The organism is Microbulbifer sp. MKSA007 (assembly GCA_032615215.1).
Lineage (GTDB): Bacteria > Pseudomonadota > Gammaproteobacteria > Pseudomonadales > Cellvibrionaceae > Microbulbifer.
The window spans coordinates 2057275-2081537 of sequence record CP128433.1 but is presented as its reverse complement, the minus strand read 5'-3'; the positions used below and the strand labels follow the sequence as shown (position 1 = coordinate 2081537).

The following is a 24263-nucleotide window of genomic DNA, read 5'->3' as shown; positions in this document are numbered from 1 at the left end:
GACAAGTCACTTAAGCTTCAAGCCAGCGCAAAATGGTACATGATACAGATTTAAAGACCGAAATCGATTACACCTTATTTCTAAACCTATCCTGGCATAATCAATCAAAACTTAAACACCACACTCTTCAACAAGCTTGTAGCGCCCTTCTCGGAATTTGAACATGACTCAATTATATTGAAAATATAGTCATACTAGTTATAGTGAGGAGAAAAGTCAGGGAATTCACCAGAAAGGGAATGGCGGGAAGCCAAACCCTTTGTCAATAAAGAACTCGATCTACTGAGCCCCTACCGCACTCTGGTAGTCCATATATGCAGGTAGTGCGACTGCAGCAAGAATACCCAAAATAGGAATTATCAACAAACAAACACCCCAAACAGACCACTTTTTCTGGACAGAATTAAAATGCTCAAGGCTTTCCCATTGCTTATTTTTCCAGGCGAGTTCGCGCCCCTTAATTCCCAGGTAAATAGCAACAATTAATCCAGCATAAGGAATCAAAGTCAGTAAACTAGCCAATGTAAGCAATCTCCAATAACAGTTTGTCAGACAGAAAAACTAGTCATCGCTGCTGCAAGAACTGCCACTCGAACTACTGCCAGAATCACTATCGTACCAACCATTATCCTCATCGCTACTGGAGGAACCGAACCATCGTGCCATCAAACCTATACCAAATACGACTAGCATTATCGCGTAAACATCGATTTCTACCGTGATCCCCCGATAAATACCAAGGCCAACAAGACATAAACCCAACAAAAACTCTATAGTTCGTATCATTCCCCCCCAATTAGCTAGCAACTCAATAATTGAACATTTTACGTGAAGCTATCAATCTTTCTAACTTAGTTAAATACTAGAAAGCATTAAACAAAACTCAACATCCATACATTCAAGGAAATACCCACAAGAATCAGAATTAGCTTAACTGTCAAAAAGTGAGGCATATTACCGACCCGAAGAAGGCTTACATTTTCAAGACTAACTTTCTTATGAACATCCACACCCGCCTCTTTAATCCGAGCATCGAAGTTTTGAGAAGTTATTTTCTCCAAATCATTAACAGTATCAACAAGAAAAGAAGCTAACTTATCTCCAATCTCATTAATTGGCAGATTGATTTTCCCTGATTTTTTATGTCCTTCAGTCACCATTAGCAAATTATCACTCTCTATACTTGCAGAAACTAAAGCTCCCTTAATATTCCCTCCCTTATATCTGACAACAGCTTCAATAGCTGCAACTTGTGGCAGTCGATTTAAACGGATAAATAAAGGTCGAATTGTTTTTTCTAGAGGTTTAGTTGCAAAGCAAAAACCAACTACACACAATAACACTCCCCAATAAGGTACTTCAAAGTAGCCGCCAACAAAAATTATCGAGGCGCATCCAATCATCAGCATAATGAATGGTAAGAGTAGTTGCCTTACAATACTATCCGCTTTTAATAACATAAATGTATTGATCTTCTTCATATATTATCTCCAAAGGTTGCCGTTCTTAGTTAACCTGTGGAATTATCAGCATTAACCTTTGAAATGCAAACTGTGCGACTCTTTACAATAAAGAAGACATACAAGAAAGGCAGATTTAGCGGGAATTTAACATAGGAAAAATGCAAAACCCCTTATTCGAACCAAAGGCTCAAGATAAGAGGTTTTACATTCAGAATTTCTTAATTAAAGAGAACAGTCAATTAAGCAATTCGACCAGCGCGCAACCATTCAGAAACACAAAACGCCAGCTCTAACACCTGATCGGCATTTAGTCGCGGATCGCATTGGGTGCGGTAGCAACTGGCCAGGTCTGCTTCAGAAATTTTCCAAGCTCCACCGGTGCACTCAGTGACATGCTGCCCGGTCATTTCCAGATGGATACCGCCGGGATGGCTTCCCTCGGCCCAGTGTACCGAGAAAAAGTCGCGAATTTCCCGCAGGATTTTTTCAAAATCGCGAGTTTTATAGCCGTTACCCGCTTTAACGGTATTGCCATGCATGGGATCAGTGCTCCATACCACCGAGCGCCCCTCCGCTTGAATGGCGCGCACCAATGCAGGCAATTTTTCTCCCAAAGTATCGGCGCCCATACGGGTAATCAGTGTAAGGCGACCTGCATCGTTCTCGGGGTTGAGCTTATCGATCAAACGCAGCAGCTCATCCGGTTGCATCTTTGGACCAACTTTCACCCCAATCGGGTTACAAACACCGGAGAGAAACTCCACATGAGCGCCATCCAGTTGCCGAGTGCGTTCACCAATCCACAGCATATGTGCGGAGCAGTCATACCATTTGCCAGTAAGGCTATCGGTTCTTGTCAGCGCTTGCTCGTATTCAAGTAATAGCGCCTCATGAGAGGTATAGAGTGAAGTCTCACGAATTGCGGGAGAGTTCTCTGAGGTAACACCACATACCGCCATAAACTCTAAAGCTTCCTGAAGGCGTTCCGCCAGCTGGGCATACTTTTCCCGCTGAGGGTTATTTTTCAGGAAGCTGAGATTCCATTTGTGCACCTGATGCAGATCGGCCAATCCCCCCTGGGCGAAAGCTCGCAGTAGGTTCAGGGTGGCTGCCGATTGGTTATAAGCAGTTACCATCCGCTGAGGGTCAGGTATGCGCGCTTCAGCGGTAAAATCAATGCCGTTGATAATATCGCCACGGTAGCTGGGCAGTTCTACTCCGTTCACCGTCTCGGTATTTGCTGAACGGGGTTTGGCATATTGGCCGGCCATTCTCGCAACTTTCACCACCGGCAGGTTACCGGCAAAGGTGAGCACGACAGCCATCTGCAACAATACCTTGAAAGTATCGCGAATGCGGTTTGCATTAAAATCGGCAAAAGATTCAGCACAATCACCGCCCTGCAAAAGGAAGGCTTTCCCCTCGGCAACCTGAGCCAGCTGACGGCGCAGCTCGCGAGCCTCTGCCGCAAAAACCAGGGGCGGATGACCAGAGAGCTGTTTAGCCACCTGGGCAACATCTTCGGCAGACGTGTATTGGGGCTGTTGATGTGCGGTGAAGTTTCGCCAGCTCTGGGGGGTCCAAATTTGGGTGGGGGATTCGGGCACTGGGACTCCTAGCTCAACTTCCATCTTTCACTCTTACTTCTAAAGGATAAATCTTAAGGGTGAGCATATTGCTCACCCCCAAATGTGCCGAATTTACAGCACGCTGGCAACAGCCTTACAGAAGTATTCCATATTATTGGAACTCAGGCCGGCAATACTGATGCGACTCGAGTCCACCATATAAATGGAATAGTCCTTTTGCAGCTGTTGTACCTGTTCGGGATTGATACCCAGGAATGAGAACATCCCTTTCTGCTGGCGGATAAAGCCAAACTCACCAGCAGCACCCGCTGCGGCGAGCCCTTCTACCAATCCAGCACGCAAACCGTTAATACGCTCGCGCATTTCGGTCAGCTCAGCTTCCCAGTTCGCTTTCAGTCCCGCATCAGTAAGAATAGATTCTACAATGGCAGCACCGTGGGAAGGTGGCATGGAATAGTTGCCACGAATAGCGCTCAGCAACTGGCTATGGCCTTTATCGGCGGCTTCACCATTCGCATAAATCACCATAGCCAGGCCGACACGTTCGCGATAGAGGCCAAAATTTTTCGAGCAGGAAGCCGCAACCAGCATTTCTGGAACAGATTCAGCCATCAAGCGCAGGCCGTAGGCATCATCTTCCAGGCTTTCGCCAAAGCCCTGATAGGCCATATCGATAAACGGCGTGAAGCCCTGCTTTTGCGCCATTTCCGCCAACACTTTCCACTGCTCACGGGACAGATCCGCACCACAGGGGTTATGACAGCAGGCGTGGAAAAGAACAACGTCGCCCTCACCCACATCTTTCAGGGTCTCGACCATTTTGTCGAACTGCAAACTGCTGGTAGCTCGGTCGTAGTAGGGGTAGCTCTTGATTTGCAAGCCCGCATTACCCAGAAGCGGCACATGGTTAGCCCAAGTGGGGTCACTCACCCACACGGTTGCCCCAGCTTTGGCGCGATTAATCAATTCCGCCAGAACTCTTAAAGCACCACAACCACCGGGAGTTTGAGCTGAGCGAACGCGACCGCCCACCAACGCGGGGTGCCCGGCACCCAGTACCAGCTCCTGCATGGCGGTGTTGAAACCCGGAGTTCCGGCCGGGCCGATATAGGCCTTGGTTTCCTCACCCTGTAATAAGCGGGTTTCGGCTTCCTTGACGGCTTGCAAGACAGCGGTATGGCCTGCCTCATCTTTGTAGACGCCCACACCGAGATCAATTTTGCTGGGGTTTTCATCCGCGCGGTAGCTGGCCAAAAGGCCCAAAATCGGATCTGGCGGAAGGCTGTTTAAATGCTCAAACATCTGAAAACTCCTCTTAGTTATCTCATTTATTCATCAACGAGGCCGCGCTCAGACCATTCCTTCGCGCGCACCATTAACTTATCAATAATGCAATCCAGTTGTTCCCGCTCCTCAGTGGATAGGGATGCCATCAAGTCATTCTCGTACTGATGGGCCAGCGGCACTATGCGAGCATAAATATCACGCCCCAGCTCCGACAGGTTCAGCACTTGCCGGCGCCGGTCACCGGGATCTTCACTGCGTGTAATGTAGTCATTCTTTAACAGGGAAGAGACGGCCCGACTGATTGCGACCTTGTCCATCGCCGTCTGCTCAACCAGCTCGGCGGCGGATAAATCGGGAAAACGACCCAGAATTGCCATAACCCGCCAAGCGGGAATGGTGAGGTGGAAGCGCGCACCATAAGCTTGCGCAATAGCATTACTCACTCGGTTGGAAAGTACCGAGAGGCGGTAGGGTAAGAACTTTTCGAGGCGCAGCTCGTCGTTCTCAACAACGGTGGGTCGCGTGTTTTGTTCGATTGTCATAGCTGCCCTCAAACCTGCCTACTCGGGTGTCCCGGTTGTACCTGATACTCAATTTAACTAACATTGGTTTCAATTGTAACCACTATCGGCACAAATACTTTCTGGAAAAGTTACCGGGCCATACGAAAAAATGGCCGGACAGTATAGGTTTTTTTGCGCCATATTTGCGAACTAATTGGATCTATGGCGCAAGAAATTTGCGTGTAAGTGGCGCTGAGATGCTCAATTTTTCGCCACACCTTCGAACCATCCGCACAGAAGCGAGGCCACGCCATGAAACAGTGGATCAGCTTTCCGCGAACGGAAGGAAATACAAGCCGCCAAGCCCATGCAGATTTCCCTCCCAACAGCTTTGAAAGGGAAATGGGCAAAGAGGGTTTTTTGGGCCCTGCACCCACTTCTACCATCGTCATCCCCCCACCGGCTGGAGTCAGTTCGAAGGTCCACTGCGTCCCCACGCTTTTGATGCCACGCAAATGAAGCACAAGGGAACAAGCCCCTGGGATCAAAAGCCGATCCTGCGAAACCAGGATAGCCAGGTCGCCCTCTGGACCTGCCGGGAGCCTATGGATCATCTGGTGCGAAACGCTGACGGCGACCAACTCCTGTTTATACACAATGGGAGCGGCGACTTGTTCTGCGATTTTGGCCACCTCTCTATTCGAGATGGCGACTATATCCTGCTGCCCCGCGGCACCTTATGGCGCCTGACGCCGACGGCGGATGAGCCGCTGGAACTATTGATGGTAGAGGCGATAGGTAGCCATTTTCAGCTCCCCGAAAAAGGCTTCCTTGGCCCCAATGCAATTTTTGACCAGGCGATGCTGGATGTGCCTCGTATAGATAAAGCCTTTCTCGATCAACAGGGCGATGATGAGTGGCGGGTTGTGGTTAAAGCCCGGCAACAGCTGTCGACCATTACCTACCCCTTCAACCCACTGGACACCTGTGGTTGGACTGGGGACAACCTGGCCGTTCGCATCAACTGGCGCGATATACGCCCGCTGATGAGCCACCGCTACCACCTACCCCCTTCGGCTCATACCACCTTTATCGCACAAGGTTTTGTTGTAGCGACTTTTGTACCTCGCCCGATTGAGAGTGACCCTGGCGCACTCAAAGTCCCCTTCTTCCACAACAATGATGACTTTGATGAACTCATCTTCTATCACCGCGGTAACTTCTTTAGCCGCGACAATATTCATCCGGGGATGCTTACCCTCCACCCCATGGGATTTACCCACGGCCCCCACCCCAAGGCATTTGCTACCGGAGCCCGGCATGCACGCAAGGAAACCGATGAAGTTGCTGTAATGATCGACAGCCGCACCCCCTGGGATATTCTCCCGGATGCCCATGCCGTGGAGCTAACAGATTATGTAAACTCCTGGAAGCCAAAGTGAATACAGCGCATCCAGACAACACCAAGAAGGCTGACATTCAAACAGCCAAACGCCAAAACAAAGAAAAGGAAAGGAAAGAGAATGGACCTTTACGGATACTTTCGCTCATCCGCCAGCTACCGAGTGCGTATCGGGCTCAACTTGAAAGGCCTGGAATACGAGTATCACCCGGTAAACCTGCTCAAGGGAGATCAGCACGGAGACGACTACCGCACGCTGAATCCACACGGGCTACTGCCAACCCTGAATGATGGCGAAACCAGTCTCACCCAATCCCTCGCCATTTTGGAATGGCTGGATGAAACCCATCCAGAACCAGCGCTACTTCCAAAGGCTCCTGAAGCCCGCGCACATATCCGCGCGCTCGCGCAAAGTATTGCCAGCGATATTCAACCTATACAGAACCTCAGGGTTCTGCAGTACCTCCAGGCTGAACTCAAAGTCAGTGATGAGCAAAAAATTCAATGGATTCAGCACTGGATACACCTGGGCTTCTCCGCACTGGAGAAGCAATTAAGACCCTCGCCTTTCGCCGCTGGAGACAATCCAGGGTTGTTCGAGTGTTGCTTACTCCCGCAAGTATACAGTGCGGAGCGCTTTGGCCTGGATATGACCCAATATCCCAAAATCCAGAAAATCACAGACGCATGCAATGAACTACCGGCCTTTATTAAAGCCCACCCTTCAGAACAACCAGACTGTATTGTGTAGTACTCTTTTATGGATGCTTGGTCTCATCAGGCATCCTTCATACACTTGAAAATTTCACTACTTGCCACATTTCATTGGCTGTGGTTAATATCTCTATCCAAACTTGAAAATAACTCGAATAATAATATTCCCCACTGCTGTAGCTAATCAGCCAAGGTCATCAATATGAACTCCCGAGACCAGATCTCCGCCAAAGAAAGAAAAGTCATTGAGCATGTCAAGAAGCTGAAGAGCTTTTACCAACACCTAATCACCTACTTATTAGTTATCTCGGGGCTAGTAATTGCCAACTTAATACTCGCTCCCGGATACTTATGGTCACTCTGGGCGGCATTTGGATGGGGTATAGGGCTCGCCTCCCATGCAATTAGCACCTTCAATTTATTTAATTTCTTTGGTGAAGATTGGGAGAGAAAGCAGGTAGATAAGAGAATGGGACGTAAATAGCAATAAAACGTGCACGATGGACCATCGCCAAATACAAGCATATGCTTTAGATGTTAGAGTACTTTCCCAAAGTACTCTTCTCCTAGCCTCTCACTGTCAACTCAAAAATTCCAAACACTTGCCTACTTACGAACAATTACCTGTAATCTAAATAAAAATCTACGCATCTCAATGCCGTTTGAAAAAAAACAGTTAATTAACAGGCTTAAATTATCCAGTTCTGGTAACAAAGTATTAACACACTTTTTATATAACAAATAATAAATATACTATTAAAATGATAACAGGAACCCCAATGTCCTTCCTCAAAGTCTCTACAGGCGCTCTATGTCTATCACTTTGGGTATCTATACCCAGCATCAGTAAAGCTGACACTTTTCACTGGCCCGATTACCAAGCAGAAGCGGCCACCAGTGAGCATCGTATTGATGAGCTTTATTACTTACAGCCCCATAACAGCTATGAGCGGCTAGAAGACGGTGAAACACTGACTGACTGGCTCGACAAAGGCTTTCGATCACTGGAAATCGATGTCGTAGATCACGGTTCCTGGCAAGGTAGCAGCCATGGACCCCATGTTGCTCATGGACAAAACGACATCGGTAATCACATGTGCAATAGCAACGGAGACGATGATCGTCTGGAACACTGTCTGGACGATATAAAATCCTGGCTCTCCGTTAACACTATTGAAGCGCCAATAATGCTGTATATCGATATGAAAACCAATTTAGATTGGTTTAATGCCTGGTATGCAGATGAAATTTATTTGCTTGACCAGTATATCCAACAAGAGCTTGGCGACCTCCAATACAGCTACCAGGATATGCTTGCATATTTACAACAAATTTCTTCCTCAGAAAATTACCGTACCACGCTTACAAGTACGGGATGGCCTAGCGTTGGCAACTTATTAAATAACGACAAAAAAGTAATCGTTATTTTTACCGGAGGACAGTCAGGCAACGTCAATAATCGAATGGAATCCGCATTAGACTCCTACGAGATGAGCGCATTTTTATGTCCTGATATAGATACCGCAGATCCAGAAGAATTTACCGGCTCCATTGATTCAATAGACAGCAGTAGTTCGCAAAGAATATTTTGCGGCAATGTCCAGGCTGGCGATCATTACCAGATAACAGCCAACGCAGCCGCTGAAACCAAACAGCTGATGCACCTATGGGATAGTTCTGGCGATTTTAGCAATACCGACTATGGCTACATATTTACAGCAATCGCACATGGTGCCACTGCAATCGGGATGGATCCTGATACAGTCGCAACCACCCCCAATTATACTGGCACGGCAATTCCTTTTGTCGGAGTAAGGAGAAGTCTTCCTGGCTATTTGAGAATCCGTTCTGCCTCAAATGCTGACTTGTGCATGACCGTCTCCCAGGGCTATAGCAATGGCTCAAACCTAAATATGAATAACTGTGGCTCCAGCAATGAACAGCAGTTTGTTTATACTGCTGAAGGCCAACTCCGCCCTAAGGGTAATAATAAATACTGTGTTGACTTCAACACTGGCTCTGCTGATAACGGCGATAAAATGCACCTGTGGGATTGTGACGGCGGCAATTCGGAGAAATGGCAAATCCAGGAAAGTGGGGTCATCCAAAATCGCGATAAGAACTGGACCTACTGTATAGACGCACCGGGTAGCTCAACCGAAGAGGGTGAGCGTCTTCAGGTTTACAAGTGTGATAAGAATGACAAAAGCCAACAGTTCGTTTTAGAAGCAGTCAATGATTGGGCACAAAATAGCTTTTAAGGTTTGATTACGATTAAAAAAGGGCGCCCTATTAGGCGCCCTTTCTCAAAGAGGTCACAATGTTATAGAACCTCAGCAATAATATGTGTTATTGCAGAAGTAAGCTCTGAAAGATTAATTTAACTCCCCTGCTTCACACTGTCTCCAGCCCTCGCTAAAGATACCATCATCTATGGCTACCCAGGTTTCGTAGGTGAAGGTCAACTCCGGGATTTCTTTAATATTAAATGAGAAATGGAAGCCTTCTATTTTTTCATCTGTGCGCATACAGGGAACAGAGGGTACCCATGTCTTGAAGTCCAGAGACTCTCCCTCGCTAATAACCTGTCCCTCTGCAACACCCTCGAACCATGGTGTAAGGCTAGCCAAATCGCCATTGATATGCTTCACCTGTACATTCTCAATGGTGTAATCGGCATCAACTGCAGTCAGAGACCATTGTAGGTATTCATCTTCGGTAGGGGATGTATCCCACCGTAAATCTGACGGGGTACCGTAGCTTGGAATATTTTCGTACGGCATGGGCAGCCAAAGGCTCTCTTCCCAGGAGTTGATATTACGCAGACGCACACCCTTGGCTTCGCTCATGGGCTCAACTTCTACAACAAAATCGTATTCCGGCGCATCATCAATCAAATCTGTAGCGTAGTAGCGGAATACGTAGGTGCCCGCTTTCGAAAATACGGTACCAGTTGTATTTTCACAATCTTCACTATCTGGATAGCTGGTAAATTCACCACCTTCCGGCGCGCTGATCAGCTCTTCATAAGTGAATACTTCATCACCGTCGGCATCTACCACCACAGGGCGATGCAGCAGGGACATACAGGGCAGGATTTGGTAATAATCTTCACCAGTGGATAAGCTACCCCAGTTGCGCGCCCAAACTACAGAACGGATTTCTGGTGCCGTGTTGGAAACTTTGGCAAGACCATCGTCTTCAGAGTAGGTTTTGGCATATAGACCACGATCATCACTGACGATCAGGCGAGCGGTATAGGAACCCGGTACATCGGTAACTACCTGAGCACGGCGAAGCTCCCCACTCTCCGGTTCGGTAACCGGTTCAATCACTGCATCACTCCCATCGGGCCGGTCAACCAGCTCCCAGTGGAAGGTCATTTCATCATTATTAGGGTCGCTGCTGGAGGCATCAAACACCAAAGCATCGCCAACGAGCACAGACTTGGACTGAGCTTCGACACTACGGGTAGAAGGATAACCATTTACCTTGCCAATCTTGGCTTCCATAGTGGCTTCTAGGTCTATCTGGTTGGTTCCGTCAGATACGGTCATACTTACGCGATAGGTACCTACCACATCCAGCTCTTGGATTTTCTTACCCAGCGGTTTCCAAGAACCAATATCAACCAGTTCGGCAACACTACCTTCAGGTTTTTCAATTAGCTCCGCTTCAATAATTTGCAGAGCATCACCCTCAGGGTCATAGCCAACAAAATTAAATTCAGCGCGAAGCCCCAGCTCTTGCTCACCAATACTGTAGGACGGGTAGTAACCAGTCGCTTCGATTTCACCAATTGGAGCATCATTGACTTCCGCTTCGGAATCGGCTTCAACTACGATAGTAACTTCACGCTCCTCACTCTTTCTTGCGCCATCAAAAACAAACAAAATTAAATTGTAAGTATCTGCCGCAATGGGAGTAAATTTAACGGTAGAGGTTGTCTCTCCCTCTAACTCGGGAACCGGAACACCATCAGTTTCCACTGGACTATAAGCCCACTTCCAGCGGTATTGCAGAGAGTTACCTTCAGGGTCATAACTCTCGCTCGCATCCAGTACAACTTCTTCTCCAAGAGTAATCGTCTGGTCTTCTGTTACGGCAACAGGTGGAGCATCACCGGCGGAAACTGTTACCAGAACTTCCGCAGGTTCACTGGCAACTCCATTATAAGTAACAACTAATTCAAGCTTGTAGTCACCTTCGATATCCAAGTGCAATGTAGCTTGGCTAGAGTCACTGTTAGTCAGGTACGCAGCACTGTCGAGAGGCTTTTCAACCAGGGCCCATAAATATTCCAGATCTCCAGTCTCACCCGTTGGCGGAGTACTCAAGCTGCCATCAAGGCCCAGGGTCTGAGTACCCAGGATAACACTGTGCACCGGCTCAGTAATTGCCACTGGATTCGGGCTGGTTGCAGTCAACGTTATACGGGATGCTTCACTGGTTTCAGTACCGTCATCCACGATCAGGCTCACAACATAGTCGCCTGGAAGATCAGCTGTAAACTCTGTGTAGGCATCCTCAGCACTGGCCAACTCTACCAGGCTAAGCTCAGGCCACTCAATCAGCTCCCAACGATAAGTCAGGCTTGCATCTCGCGAGCTGCTACTGTCAGTACCGCTCAATTGAACAGTGACATCACCGCCAGCCAAGGAGAAAGTTGTGTCTACAGGGGACAACAAACTGATACTGGCGGTAGGTTTATTATTTGAGCCGTCGCCCGAACCACCGCCACCACAGGCGGCCAGCACGAGAGACAAACATAGCATGCCGATAAGGGCTGCTGCTCTTTTCATCTGTGGAACTCCAAATGTTTAATATTGATAAGTGAGACTGAGTCTTGCCGTACGTCCCGGTGCAGGCACCAAGCCAAGACTCAAAGCATCGATGTAATATTGATCGGTTACGTTGTCGACGGTGAAATCCACCGAAAAACTATCGTTAAATTGGAAGCTGGTATAAAAATCTAACAGTTCGTAGCTCTGCCACAGCACCGGCTCAGTAAATCCAGCTTGATCGCCGTAATAAGGAACAGGGTTTCGCTCCCCCATAAAAGTACCGCGCAGCCCGAATTCCAATTTTTCCTGGAATAAACGCAAGCCAATATGCGCACTGGCATGCCAGTTAGGTGGGACCATATTATTGAAATAACTGTTTTCTATACCCCAATCCGTGCAGTAAGTACGCACATAGCTGGCAACATCACAGACTTCAATGTGGCTGTATTTGGTAGCACTCAGCTCAACTAACCACCAGAGGGCATCGTATCCAAGGTTGAACTCAAAACCTTCAAGGTCGAGGCTATCGATATTTCGCATACGGAATAAATCGGAGATACCGCTACCTTGCTTTTCTTCATCGGCGTTGACCCCGGTGCGAGTCAAATAATCGTCAACATGGTTTTCGAAGTAAGCAACTTTCGCTCGGAGTTGATGATGAGTTTCAAATAACTGGCCGTTAAGATAATTAATCCCAACCTCATTATTTTTTGCATGCTCAGGCTTAAGGGTGATATCCAGTGCGGGGCTCGATGAGAAACCAGTGGTACCTTCAAACAGGCTCGGCATACGCAAAGCCTGCGCATGGCGGGCATAGAATTGCAAACCCTTGATCGGCTCCCATGTCAAAACCACAATAGGTGCAGTACCGGAGCGACTATTGCTGTAGTAAACGTCCTCACAGCCCCCTTCCCCATTATCTACACAAAAATCGGAATCAATGCTCAACGGGAGGGGATTATTGTCTTTTGAAGAGAAATGGGTATAACGAACTCCAGACTCCAGCGTCCACTCCGGCCACGGTTGCCATTCAATACCGGTGAACAAGCTGTACTCATCGCGCCCACCACTGCGGGAACCCGCATAAATACCTTCAGCGGTCTGGGTATCGCTATCCAAGTCTTCCCACTGTGCAGAAACACCATAATCCCAGCGCAATTCACCCATGGGGTAGAAGCGCATACTATTGGTGATATCAAGGCCAAAGCGCTGATAATCGTCATTTCGCGCAATATTATCCTCCACCTCGATAGAGAATATATTCGGTGTGTTCAGATCAGTGACCGCATCGGTGTGCCAAAAATTGACACGCAAGTCGGCCCAATCATATTCCACCGGCTGCCAACGATAGCGTGCAGTGTAGGTTTGGTTAAGCACTTCACTATCGAGCCACTCGCGCGCCTGACCGAAATTTGAAAGAACTTGCGAGGGCATCATCTCACCAAAGATACTGTTATAGCGGATATAGCCCAGCTCAAGACTTTGGTCTTTTGGCAAATGGAGACTGCTTTTTAACAACCAGGAATCGCTAGAAAAACTAGTATTCGGAATCCGCTCCCCGGCGCGGTAAGGGATGCTTTCTCCCAGTTCACTCTCCAGCTCAACCTTAGTCTCGGTATACCAAGCCATTTCTTGAGGCTCACCAATAACCACTTCCGGCGCGGGGCCATCAGTACCCGCATAGTAATTTCCCTGTTCGCGCTGGGCGTGAGCCAATACCAGATCACCCCACTCAAAACGCTGGGCGCCCGCAAAGCTCGCCGCGTAACCCTCAAAATCCAACAGGCTGGGCCTATCCATTCCATGGTCCGGCGCAAAGCTGTCCGGCATTGTATAGTCAGCGGTGCAATCACTTGCAAAGCGGCAATCGGAGCGATAAACAGGGCGCGGCAAGTGGTAACCAGCGTAAGTACCAGCCTCTGGAGCCTCGCTATTGTTTCCAATACCACTGACACGAACACGGAAACCCGACAATTCGCCGGGTTTTACGACATCTTCCGCTCTCAGGGTATTTACACTGACAACGCCACCGGTAGCGCCAGTGCCCTCGGCACCCATTACCGGCCCCTTATCAATACGCAAGGACCCAATCAGATCTGGGTCAATATAACTGCGACTGGAAACCCCGGCATAACCACGATAAATCGTTGTTTCCTGGCGACTGCCATCGATTAAGACAGGAACCCTGCCCTGCCCTTGCATACCGCGAATATTGACATCCAGACCACCGGAATTGCGGTTTTCACTGATAAGTACACCGGGGGTGCCCTGAAAAATATCGCCAACACTGGTACCGCGAAAGCGCTCAATATTTTCCTGGGTGAGAATATTTACTGAACCGGACTCGCGAAATACCTGGTCTTTTTCACCGCCATCACGGGTCTCAACCTGAATGCTGTCCAGCACCATCAGATCCTGCTCGCCAGCGGACTGGATCAACCAGGCTCCGCTACCAACGGGAACCGCTTGCAGGTTGGTGCCCCGCAGCAAGCTCAACAGAGCTTCTTCTGCACGGTAGCTACCAAATAGTGCTGGAACAGAAATAGTTTCCACCAGGTTCTCGTCGAAAGAGAGCGTTACCCCAGCCTGACGCGAGTAGAGGTTGAGCACATCTCCCAGATTACCCGCAGGCAAACTGAATTCGATCAACGCTGTATTGCCCTGCTGGGCTTGCGCAAAACTCGATACGGGAACTACGGCCAACAACAGTGCCAACAAGGTGGGCAAAATATGTTTTGGGGCGCGGGACTGCATTTAAGCGGCTTCCTATTCTCAGGTGTATAACTAGGAAGCCGAACGAAAATCAAAAACCCGTAATCTAAATGAGAATTATTTTGTTTTTTTTGCTTCGGAGGGAAAACTAGCAATCAAAAGCGTCATCAAAAATAAAAAATGACACCTTCTGATAACTTTTTGTGGTCATCTGGCAATAAGAGCAGGAATTAAAGGTTGCCCGTTCCGAAAAAACCGTCAGCCCTGCAATTGAATCGTTGCCCACCAGCGCGTGGTATAGCTCAGTTCAGCTCCCGCCGAACGCGCCAATATTTTTAGGATGGTGTCGATATCGTGAAGCTGGAAAACCCCGGAAACCTGATGATCTCTTAATGCCGGATCACAGCGTAAAAAACCAACACGATAGCGAGACAACTCTTCAAGCAGTGCCCCTAATGGCATGCTCCGAGCTGAAAGCACCCCGTCAATCCATCCGCTGTAATCAAACATCTTGCTGTCCAGAGCGAGTGAACCGGCTCCAGTAAGACGATAAGCCTCACCCGCTTTAACTGCAAAGGGCTCTATATCCGCACTCGGCTGAACCTGCACCCCACCTTCCACAACCTGCAAAATCGTGTGGTCATCGCCATTGCGGACAAAAAAGCGCGAGTCACGGGAAATCAGCTGCCCCTGAGGCACCGATACCTGCATTGGCCTCGGGTCAGCGGCACTGGTCAAGTGCATTTCACCTTTAGTCAGAACAAGGGAACGGATTGCTGTGCCCGATTCCCATTCAATGGCACTACCGGTGTTTAGCCAGACTTGGCTCTTATCATCCAGAGTATATTGGGCCGGCTTAGAACCAGAGGAATAATCGGCAGACATATACTTCAGCAAACCGGTGTCATATCCCACCAGGCCAACGGCAAAAGCCCCAAGGACACCACCGCCCATGGTTTTAAGAGCAGCCCTGCGATTTAAACGGCGAATTTCTGCATCGGTTTGATTGAGGGTGGAATGGGCCAAACGCGGCGCTCGGCGAGCCACCGTATCTAGAGGTGACTCCATCCGCTCAAAACGCTGCCACGCCAGTTCATGCAGAGGGTCCGCCGAACGCCATTGACTGCAAGCATCGCGCTCTGAGTCAAGCGCCTCGCCGGAACCCAGGCGAACGCGCCAGCTAACGGCTTGCAACAGTACTGCTTCAGGAATTTTTTCTCTATTTTTTTCTGGGGCGTTTGACATCAGCAAGCAAGTTCCAAGTCCATAGAAAATTATTCGTTATCGTACGCAGCGGCATAGCACTTGAGCATGGCTTTTGCGATATATTTCTCTACTGAGGAAAGGCTTAGCCCCTGCTGCTCAGCCACCTGGCGGTATGTTAAGCCGTCTAGTCTCGCCATTAGAAATACCGTTTTCTCTATCGGGCGCAGACCACTGAGCAATTGATCAATTTGCTCCAAAAGCCCCAATAGCTCCCACTTATCTTCCGGGGAGGGACATTCCGGTTCCGGCAAATTTTCCAGCAGCGCTAAATAATTTTTCTCCAGCACTTGGCGACGGGCTTGGTCGATCAGCAGGTTCCCGGCCACTTTGGTTAACCAGGCCCTCGGGCTTCGAATCCCCGCAGGCAGGCTCGGCCTATCCAGCAGACGAATAAAAGTGTCCTGAGCTAAATCCTGGGCATTATCAACACCGGAAGTTCGGCGCGCAATCCAACGGACAAGCCACTCGTGGTGCTCTTGGTAAAGCTCATCAAATCCTGGGGTTGAAGGGGTTTCCGGGGCCAAAACTCAGACCTTGCGCTGTAATCTTTTGAGGGCGGGGACTGTAAATGATATCTATTCTCATTTAAAGTAGCTGAGCTGAGAATGTTATATCAATTTGGAATAACCCGGTGAATTTTTCAAAAAATATTGATCAACGGGATGGGTTAATTTGAATTTGGTCCGTCACCCATTACAAAGCCACCGGAATAACCGGGCGGTTATTGTTTAATTTGTTTTGGAAAAATCCCGTGAGCAACCCAGCAGAATGCCAATCCGTTGAACCAACAGAGCCCACCTTTTCCGCTTGGCTGAAAGAAGGCACTAATACGACCCACGAGAGTCTAGATCAACGCATTATGTCCCTGTCACCATTTTCCAATCGCGAGCGATATGCACTGTTTGTTCGCACGCAGTCGCGATTGCATCAAGCGGTATCTGATTGGTTTCAAAGTGACGAATTAAATAATTTTTTGCCCGGCCTGAAAGAGAGAGACCGCTCTGAAGCAGTCCTCCAGGACTGTGCTGATTTCGAAATGCCCGAGAGCGATTTAAAAGCTGATCAACAAGCCGCAGCAGAAGTCACAATTACTGATTTCCACTCTGCACTGGGCTGGCTCTACGTAGTTGAAGGCTCCAACTTAGGAGCGGCATTCCTTCTCAAGTACGCGCGCAAACATCTGGATTTATCAGAAGAGTTCGGCGCACGCCACTTGGCAGGACATGAAGACGGTCGCGGGTTACACTGGCGCCAATTCAAAACTGCGTTAGATGCTCTTGAACTCAACCAAGAGCAAAAAGAAGTAGCCCTCAATGGGGCCAAACAAGCCTTTGCTTTTGCACGACAAAATGTCGAACAATTATTAGCGCCCGCTACACCCTAATTTATTTTTCACCTGAAGCCAGGAGTCGGTAATGAAAATCTGGACTGTAATTTTATTGTGCCTGCTAGGCAGCACATTGGGCCCATTGCCGGCTTTAGCGCAGGAAAATAATTCCAACTCAAGCGAACAAAGCAATACAGAAATAGTTCTCGAGGGAGATGTGGAAACCTCCGTGGGGTTGCAAGAAAATCAAGACAACTCTACCTCGACTGCAACCTCCAACATTGGAGATACCGCTTTCAGCGCACACGATTTATCTCCCATGGGAATGTATCACGCCGCGGATATCGTCGTTAAAAGCGTAATGATCGGCCTACTGTTGGCCTCGGTTTTAACCTGGGCGATTTGGCTTTTTAAAACCTTGCAGCTGGTAATAACACGTCGCAAGGCCAAACAATTATTGGCAACCCTGATCCAAAGCAAGACGTTCGCCAATGCTGAATCAAAGCTTTCAGGCCAAACCGGCGGTGCCCTGTTATTGGTAGAAGCGAGTCGCCACGAACTCGACTTATCTTCAGGTGGCCCAGTGTCAGATGACGGCTTAAAAGAACGTGTTCTGGCTCGCCTGGAAAGAGTCCAAGCTTCTCTCGCTACCGACATGAACCGTGGCACCGGAATTCTGGCAACCATCGGTTCCGTCGCCCCCTTTGTCGGTTTATTTGGAACTGTTTGGGGCATCATGAACAGTTTCATCGGTATCGCAAAAACCCAAACCACAAACCTGGCCGTAGTGGCTCCAGGTATTGCCGAAGCCCTGCTGGCAACTGCGATCGGCCTGGTTGCTGCAATTCCGGCGGTAGTGATCTACAACTACTTTTCCCGGGCTATCGGCAATTATCGTGCGGTATTGGCCGATAATGTCACCGCCTTAATGGTACTGATTAGTCGGGACCTGGATCGCCATCATCCAAATGCGCGCCCGCTCGCCGAACTGGTTAGCGCGAACAAAAAGCGCGCAGTACCGCAGGTTCAGGGCGTCAACTAATGGCATTCAATCTCAACAGCAGCAATAGCGAAGAACTGCCAGAACAGCACGATATCAATGTCACACCTTTTATCGATGTAATGCTGGTATTGCTAATTATTTTTATGGTTGCGGCTCCGTTGGCCACTGTAAGCGTGCCCGTCAATCTACCCTCGGCGACAGCTCCACAACAACCCCAGGCAGAAGATCCGAAATATCTCACCCTGCAAAAGGACCTCACCCTGACTCTCGGTGAGGACAAAGTTATTGTGCGGGAGAACTTAGCTGCTGAACTCCGGGCAAATGAAATTGGCACAGAACAGCAAATCCTGCTGCGTGCCGACAGCAAAGTGGAATATGGGGATTTGATGGACCTGATGAACCGCCTTGCCAGTGCCGGATACCAGAAAATCGCTCTGGTAGGTCTGGATAAACCGGCGACCGTAAACCAATGAGCCTCTTGGCCGGCCCGAAGGTAAAATCTGCGAAGCGTCCGCGATTTTTTCTATCGCTCTGCGCCTTTTGCTGTGCCCTAGCCCTTCACGGACTTATTGCCGTCTATTTTTTATGGCAACCCAAATCCGAACTGGCACTTCCGCCTGCTGCAGCACCACAGGTATTTGAAGTCAGTATGGTAGCCGCTCCAGTGGCACCACCCACGTCGCTACCGGTAGGTCCTCAACAACAGGAATCCTCTCCCGCAAACCAGCAGAGCAACGAGCCACAAAAAACCTCTGCGCAGTCAGAGCCTGTTATTTTGCCAGAAGCCCCCTCGGAAATTGCCATTGAGAAGCCCGAAGAGGAGCCCCCCACGGAGGAAAAGGAAGAGACCCCTGAGCCAGTGGAAGAGAAGGAAATCGCACAGCAACAAGACTCCAGTGGAGAGGCTACTGGAGAAACTGTTGTTGAAGAAACATCAGCCCCTCTCGCGGCAGATGTAGCAGAAGCAGAGCAAGCTGCGGCACCGGAAGTGGGCGCCTTGAACCAGAGGGAATCACAAGCCAGATTAACCTGGCAGAACCAATTACAGGCTCACCTTGAGCGAAGAAAACGCTACCCCCGTAGCGCCCAAATACGGCGTCAACAAGGTATTCCCTGGGTACAATTCACGATGGACAGAAAAGGCAAAGTACTAAAGGTTGAGCTGCACCGAGCCAGTGGCATATCGTCTCTCGACCGAGAAGTCGTGGCCTTGGTGCGCAGGGCAGAACCACTGCCTAGACCACCAGAAGAGGTACCCGGTGATCCTCTGACAATGGCCGTTCCGGTCGAATTTTTTATTCGTTAACCAAAATAAATTGCTTTCTCAGAACTGGGAGGCCTGGCTTCACATAAACCAGAAAGTCACCTCCCTGGACAGAGGAAATCATCCACATAATCCGTTACCCTGCACTAGCGACCTATCGGCCTGCTGACTCTATTGACTAGGTGCTGGGCAAACTGCTTATGAGCAAGCAGACCAAGCGGACAAATATTGTTACTTTTGATGCACAACTACTGCAATAAGCTAGAAGGTAGAGGTACCGAATGAAAGAATCCACTGAAGACAGCGTAATGTCCTACACCCCGCCGTTGGCAAAGGGCTGGATGCGCTGGCTGTGGGGCGCCGCTGCTTGCTTTTTTATCGCCCTTGGCATTATCGGAGCCATTCTTCCCGGCCTGCCGTCGGCTGTATTTATTGTCCTCGGTGCCTGGGCCGCATCACGCAGCTCCCAGCGCCTGCACCAATGGATCGAAGAACACCATCTCTTTGGGCATCTATTGCGGACTTGGCGCAGTGGTTATGTAAGCCGCAGAACCAAGTTACTGGCCAGCCTGACAATGGCTATATCCCTAGCTTTTGCCATCCTTCATATCAGTAATATTTACCTTCTTTGCTTTACCATTGGCGGCATCAGCTGCGGCGCCTACTGGATTTGGTCCCGGCCGGAACCCAGGGAGTAGACAGCGCTACTTTCTACCCCTATTTGGCAGCAGACACCCGTAGATTTTAGCGCTATAGTCCCCCAACAAGGATTTGTCTGGGGGACAGGATGTACAACGTAGTACTTTTTTTCACCTTCTAGGTGCAACAATTTGGACCGGTGGGCATCTGATACTTGCCTGCACAATACTACCCAAAGTTTTACGGGATAAGGATGTAGCTTTTCTTTCCCGGTTTGAAAGCAGCTACGAAAAGATTGGCATCCCCGCCCTGCTCATTCAAATACTCTCCGGGCTATATCTCTCATATACCCTACTGCCTGACTTATCGCAGTGGTTCAACTTCTCCAATCCAATTTCTCGCCTGGTATCCTTCAAACTGATTCTTTTGGCATGCACTTTCTTACTGGCAATTGACGCAAGGCTGCGAATCATTCCAAATCTTTCTGAAAAAAATCTCACTGCACTGGCATACCATATTATCCCAGTTACAGTACTGTCCGTTCTCTTTGCTTTTGTTGGAATTTCATTTCGAACGGGATGGTTGTTTTAGATTGCGCCCCAGCGCACATACTGCTGAATCAGAAGGAAAAGCCAAAAACATCCCCACTGACTTGCTTGATCGATATACTAAGCAAAAATGAGATATGACAGGAGTTCGGGGTTTGTCTATAGCTGAATACTATGAAGTGATTTTCGATACACTAGAAAAAAATGAATCCATCCAAGACGGCCTTGAAAACCTTTCTTTTTGGGCTGATGGCCGAACTCCCAATTTGGCATGGCTAAAGCTGCCCACTATGCTAGGAACGGATGAACTTGACCTAGCCCAAACATGGTTCGATACAGAACTGGTAGCTGCTGGGGGCTCGCTTCCTCCTTCAATCCTATATTTCGAGCTACGTGAATTCAGAGATAGTATTGGCCGGGAATTCCCAGATATCAGCTTAACTCTACTTCCTCAACTATTTAAAAGCAGACAGGATTGGATATATTCAAAATCTGATTTGGGCTCGAGATATTTGAGAAATATTGCAGCCTTGTGTAAAGGAGCTAACAAGCCGAAACACCTAAATAGAGACGGATACATTGGTTTCAGCTTATGCTATACATCCCTCTTAGCGCGAGAACTCTGCAAAAACGAACAACTTCTCCAATACAGTGACGAAGCACCTATTAAGATTGTTGTTGGATTTTCTTCTGGAGACCTTCTTGAGATTATGCGCATATCCAACGGCTTGATTTATTACGAACGTCGCTTTGCGCAGCTAGAGAGCCTGTAAATAGTTCGCTATATTTCTGTAGACTTTGAAGACCCGCCCCATGGAGCACTGATGGTATGAGCATCCTGGCTTCCCTCAGCCGTTAGATAGTTTGTATACCAAAAAACAAACTGGCACAAACAAGCCAACTATCACAATAATTTTATACTGCCCCAAAATAGCATCTATTACTCAAGGAAAAAACTAATGGAACTAGCAATTTATCAAGTAGATGCCTTTGCCTCCGAGGTATTTGAAGGTAATCCCGCTGCTGTATGCCCTCTTGATAACTGGCTTGCGGATGATACGCTGCAAAAGATAGCTGAGGAAAACAATCTCTCTGAAACCGCATTCTTTGTTAAAAATGAAGATTCCTTTTCTCTGAGATGGTTTACTCCTGAGGCAGAAGTAGATTTATGTGGCCACGCCACACTCGCAGCTGCCCACGTTCTATTTACTCATTTAAGATACTCAGGCCAAACCATCCAGTTTGATACAAAAAGCGGCCCACTGTTAGTCCAGAGATCGGGAGTTGTCTATAGCATGGACTTTCCGGCTAGCATTCCGGTATCCACAGAAGCACCTGGTGCTCTTATTGATGGCCTCGGCATCACTCCGCAAGAAGTTCTGTGTGCATATGATTATATAGCTGTGTTGGGTAGCGAAACCGATCTAAAATCTGTAAATCCAAATTTTATAAAACTCTCCCAGCTGGATAAACGAGGAGTTGTCATTACCGCTCCTGGGGCAAGTAACGATATTGATTTCGTTAGCCGATGCTTCTATCCAAAATTAAGGGTAAACGAAGACCCTGTGACAGGGTCAGCGCACTGTCAACTGGCACCATATTGGAGCCAACAATTTAAAAAGGATGTACTTTTAGCTAAGCAACTCTCCAAGCGGACTGGACTAATTCACTGCGAACTGCATAGTAACAGAGTCTCTCTCAAGGGAGGCGCTATAGATTATCTTCACGGTAGTATTAAGATTTAATGGCTTGGAACGTTAAATTTATATAAGGAGCCTCTAAATAAATCCGTGATGCTTCTGGCTCACAGAGATATTACGGAATTGTTCAGAAGCTCCATAAGTCATCTTGCTACATATTCTCATTGAAAGCTCTTTGGCTTTGCTTAGTGGTAACCTTCCCCCCAAAAAGCTACTATCCGAACCTCCAGTTACAACCTGACTCAACTCCCTAGCTTTTTACTTATCTCAAAGTGAGAACTTAGAGCCTATAGATGTCTTCCCGACCCAGAATATGAATTCAGGGCAATAGTTAAAGATTGTGCGCCCCTTGTAGTACATCAGTGAATCACCTAACCTTCAAACACGCCCACCATTGACCGCAATTTGCACAGACAGCCTATTGTTTGGACAAAGTCATATAGCTGTCAGACAGGTGTCGCAAGAATATCGTAACCAATAAGGACTGCCCCCTGAAAATGGAGCTCAATTTTCAGAGGACAGAAGTATGGAAGTGAAAGTTAACTCAAAGAAAATTATTAAACTGAGAACAACTAGGGCTTGGAGTCAACAACAACTAGCCGATGTTGCATCATTAAGCCTTAGAACCATTCAACGGATAGAAAAAAGTGGAAATGCCTCTCAAGATTCAATAAAAGCAATATCTTCAGCATTTTCACTGAAGCCCATAGATATAATCCTTCAGGAAAACCCAAAAATATCAATAGCCAAGCAGGGTAGAAAATATCTCACCGCAATATTGGCCCTGGGTACGACTTTGCTCTTGTATACCTCCTTATCGTCAGCTTCTCCAATAATGCTTAAGGTAGATGCCAGCACCAGAAACGAGAACCTGACCTCCGTCCGCCTCCTCAATAACGAAGGAGATGAAAGCGAAATCCAAATTGAAAACACACTTAGGTTCGAGGTATCTGCCGAACAAGTTTCTGAAAACCAAATTCGATTGCAGACAAAAATATATGAATTTGGGGCTTCTAGTGGTTATAAGCAGATAGCAAGTCCCATTCTGGTGACAGGGTTCAACCAAGCTGCAGAGGTAGAGTTTAAAACTTCAAACGGAACTCCGTTTAAAATCCAAATTACCCCTGAAATTTAGCCAGCCCAGCAAGGCTGGCACCCCTGCCAACGCCACCAAAAATATCTCTTGGGCCTACCTTTTTGTGGGTGGGACTGAGAGGTATGCAGTGAGTGATATATATCCTAGCAAAAACTGCCTGCAGCTCCACCCTGTGAAAACAGCCTTCCTGAAGACACCCAATAGTCATTGCAAATAAGTGCACACTTACATTTAGGATAGAATTTTGAAAGCGCAAGAATGCGAGGCTCAGACATTAATCCAAATGCCAACATAAACAATTCTTTACATAGGAATACATCGCATATTGCAACAATATTTTAATCCACAAATCATTAGCGGATTAAAAAACAGGAAACGACGATCATCACGACCAAAAGGTGCTACAAGTCACACTTTTAGCATGCAATCCGTGCTAAATTCAGCGCATTCAAGTCGAGGTCAGCTTGATTGATTGCCAGACCGAAAACGCTGGTAAGCTCGCTGTAGGTAGTATTCCAATCATATATTGTTTTGTGCCAATAGGCTCGATACCCATCAGCAGACAATTAGAAGTATGCCCTCCACAAAAGGAAGTAAATATTTACTTACAGGTCGAGCCTGAAGTAAATAGCGAGAATATAGCGATATCAACAGCAATCGCAAAAATCGATCGTAGCTTAAGGTCAGAAGAGCCTCTTCTTCACCTTGATGCAAGCACGAGAAAACGGGCATTGCAACTTTACGAGAGAGACGAAAACTGTAAAAGGACAAAGGAAGTCGTTCTTAAGGTATGTGCACAATAGGGAAAAGGCAGAGACAGGGATATTTTAGGTGACCAAAAGCACTGATAGTCTAATTTTCTTTTTTAGTAAAACACTCACAGCAAAGAAAAAAATTTGACATAAATGTAGGGCCGTTTGTTTTGATAGGTTTTATTCAGTATCAAAATAATCCGTACCCGCCATT

22 protein-coding genes are annotated in these 24263 nt (G+C 47.8%); 12 read left to right on the top strand and 10 right to left on the bottom strand.

The window, feature by feature from the left end; genetic code table 11:
- Positions 1-279: 279 nt before the first annotated feature.
- From QT397_12150 to QT397_12125, 6 genes are all read right to left on the bottom strand, one after another.
- On the bottom strand, positions 280-522 hold the full coding sequence (locus QT397_12150; protein ID WNZ58046.1) for a hypothetical protein: 243 nt from the start codon (positions 520-522) through the stop codon (positions 280-282).
- A gap of 39 nt (positions 523-561) precedes the next feature.
- Positions 562-786, bottom strand: coding sequence for a hypothetical protein (locus QT397_12145; protein WNZ58045.1), 225 nt, complete (start codon positions 784-786; stop codon positions 562-564).
- 86 nt (positions 787-872) lie between these two features.
- Complete coding sequence (locus QT397_12140) at positions 873-1481, bottom strand: hypothetical protein (protein WNZ58044.1); 609 nt, start codon at positions 1479-1481, stop codon at positions 873-875.
- A gap of 221 nt (positions 1482-1702) precedes the next feature.
- On the bottom strand, positions 1703-3094 hold the full coding sequence (locus QT397_12135) for a 3-deoxy-7-phosphoheptulonate synthase class II (protein WNZ58043.1): 1392 nt from the start codon (positions 3092-3094) through the stop codon (positions 1703-1705).
- Between the two features lie 69 nt (positions 3095-3163).
- Positions 3164-4354 carry an amino acid aminotransferase gene (locus QT397_12130; protein WNZ58042.1) on the bottom strand — a complete coding sequence of 397 codons (1191 nt, stop codon included), beginning with the start codon at positions 4352-4354 and terminating at the stop codon, positions 3164-3166.
- Positions 4355-4380: 26 nt separating this feature from the next.
- Entirely contained in the window at positions 4381-4881 is a 501-nt protein-coding gene (locus QT397_12125) for a MarR family transcriptional regulator (protein WNZ58041.1), read from the bottom strand.
- Between the two features lie 476 nt (positions 4882-5357).
- On the opposite strand from QT397_12125, the gene QT397_12120 reads away from it, so the two are divergent.
- From QT397_12120 to QT397_12105, 4 genes are all read left to right on the top strand, one after another.
- The gene (locus QT397_12120) at positions 5358-6284 is read left to right on the top strand and encodes a homogentisate 1,2-dioxygenase (protein WNZ58040.1); all 927 of its coding nucleotides are present in this window, start codon (positions 5358-5360) and stop codon (positions 6282-6284) included.
- A gap of 81 nt (positions 6285-6365) precedes the next feature.
- Positions 6366-6995 (top strand): maleylacetoacetate isomerase, encoded by a 630-nt coding sequence (maiA, locus tag QT397_12115; GenBank protein WNZ58039.1) that lies wholly within the window; start codon positions 6366-6368, stop codon positions 6993-6995.
- Positions 6996-7160: 165 nt separating this feature from the next.
- Positions 7161-7442 (top strand): 2TM domain-containing protein, encoded by a 282-nt coding sequence (locus tag QT397_12110; protein WNZ58038.1) that lies wholly within the window; start codon positions 7161-7163, stop codon positions 7440-7442.
- A 295-nt stretch (positions 7443-7737) separates the two neighbouring features.
- Positions 7738-9219: a ricin-type beta-trefoil lectin domain protein gene (locus QT397_12105; protein ID WNZ58037.1), complete on the top strand. Its 1482-nt coding sequence runs from the start codon at positions 7738-7740 to the stop codon at positions 9217-9219.
- A 114-nt stretch (positions 9220-9333) separates the two neighbouring features.
- Here the strand turns inward: QT397_12105 and QT397_12100 are convergent, their stop codons facing one another.
- From QT397_12100 to QT397_12085, 4 genes are all read right to left on the bottom strand, one after another.
- Positions 9334-11760 (bottom strand): hypothetical protein, encoded by a 2427-nt coding sequence (locus QT397_12100; protein ID WNZ58036.1) that lies wholly within the window; start codon positions 11758-11760, stop codon positions 9334-9336.
- Positions 11761-11778: 18 nt separating this feature from the next.
- Positions 11779-14496: a TonB-dependent receptor gene (locus tag QT397_12095; GenBank protein ID WNZ58035.1), complete on the bottom strand. Its 2718-nt coding sequence runs from the start codon at positions 14494-14496 to the stop codon at positions 11779-11781.
- Positions 14497-14712: 216 nt separating this feature from the next.
- Entirely contained in the window at positions 14713-15699 is a 987-nt protein-coding gene (locus QT397_12090; GenBank protein ID WNZ58034.1) for a DUF4880 domain-containing protein, read from the bottom strand.
- A 29-nt stretch (positions 15700-15728) separates the two neighbouring features.
- Positions 15729-16244: a sigma-70 family RNA polymerase sigma factor gene (locus QT397_12085; GenBank protein WNZ58033.1), complete on the bottom strand. Its 516-nt coding sequence runs from the start codon at positions 16242-16244 to the stop codon at positions 15729-15731.
- Positions 16245-16471: 227 nt separating this feature from the next.
- Between QT397_12085 and QT397_12080 the strand changes: the two genes are divergently transcribed.
- From QT397_12080 to QT397_12045, 8 genes are all read left to right on the top strand, one after another.
- The gene (locus tag QT397_12080) at positions 16472-17104 is read left to right on the top strand and encodes a biliverdin-producing heme oxygenase (GenBank protein ID WNZ58032.1); all 633 of its coding nucleotides are present in this window, start codon (positions 16472-16474) and stop codon (positions 17102-17104) included.
- A 31-nt stretch (positions 17105-17135) separates the two neighbouring features.
- On the top strand, positions 17136-18089 hold the full coding sequence (exbB, locus tag QT397_12075) for a tonB-system energizer ExbB (protein WNZ58031.1): 954 nt from the start codon (positions 17136-17138) through the stop codon (positions 18087-18089).
- Positions 18089-18523, top strand: a complete 435-nt coding sequence (locus QT397_12070) for a biopolymer transporter ExbD (protein WNZ58030.1) — start codon at positions 18089-18091, stop codon at positions 18521-18523. Before exbB ends, QT397_12070 begins: the two co-directional genes overlap by 1 nt.
- On the top strand, positions 18520-19356 hold the full coding sequence (locus QT397_12065) for an energy transducer TonB (protein ID WNZ58029.1): 837 nt from the start codon (positions 18520-18522) through the stop codon (positions 19354-19356). The genes QT397_12070 and QT397_12065 overlap by 4 nt, the downstream gene beginning before the upstream one ends.
- A 239-nt stretch (positions 19357-19595) precedes the next feature.
- Positions 19596-20012 (top strand): YbaN family protein, encoded by a 417-nt coding sequence (locus tag QT397_12060; GenBank protein WNZ58028.1) that lies wholly within the window; start codon positions 19596-19598, stop codon positions 20010-20012.
- Positions 20013-20656: 644 nt separating this feature from the next.
- Positions 20657-21274, top strand: a complete 618-nt coding sequence (locus QT397_12055; protein ID WNZ58027.1) for a hypothetical protein — start codon at positions 20657-20659, stop codon at positions 21272-21274.
- A 186-nt stretch (positions 21275-21460) separates the two neighbouring features.
- A complete protein-coding gene (locus tag QT397_12050; GenBank protein WNZ58026.1) occupies positions 21461-22246 on the top strand; it encodes a PhzF family phenazine biosynthesis protein in 786 nt (261 codons plus the stop codon).
- 481 nt (positions 22247-22727) lie between these two features.
- The gene (locus QT397_12045; protein ID WNZ58025.1) at positions 22728-23336 is read left to right on the top strand and encodes a helix-turn-helix transcriptional regulator; all 609 of its coding nucleotides are present in this window, start codon (positions 22728-22730) and stop codon (positions 23334-23336) included.
- The last annotated feature ends 927 nt before the right edge of the window (positions 23337-24263 follow it).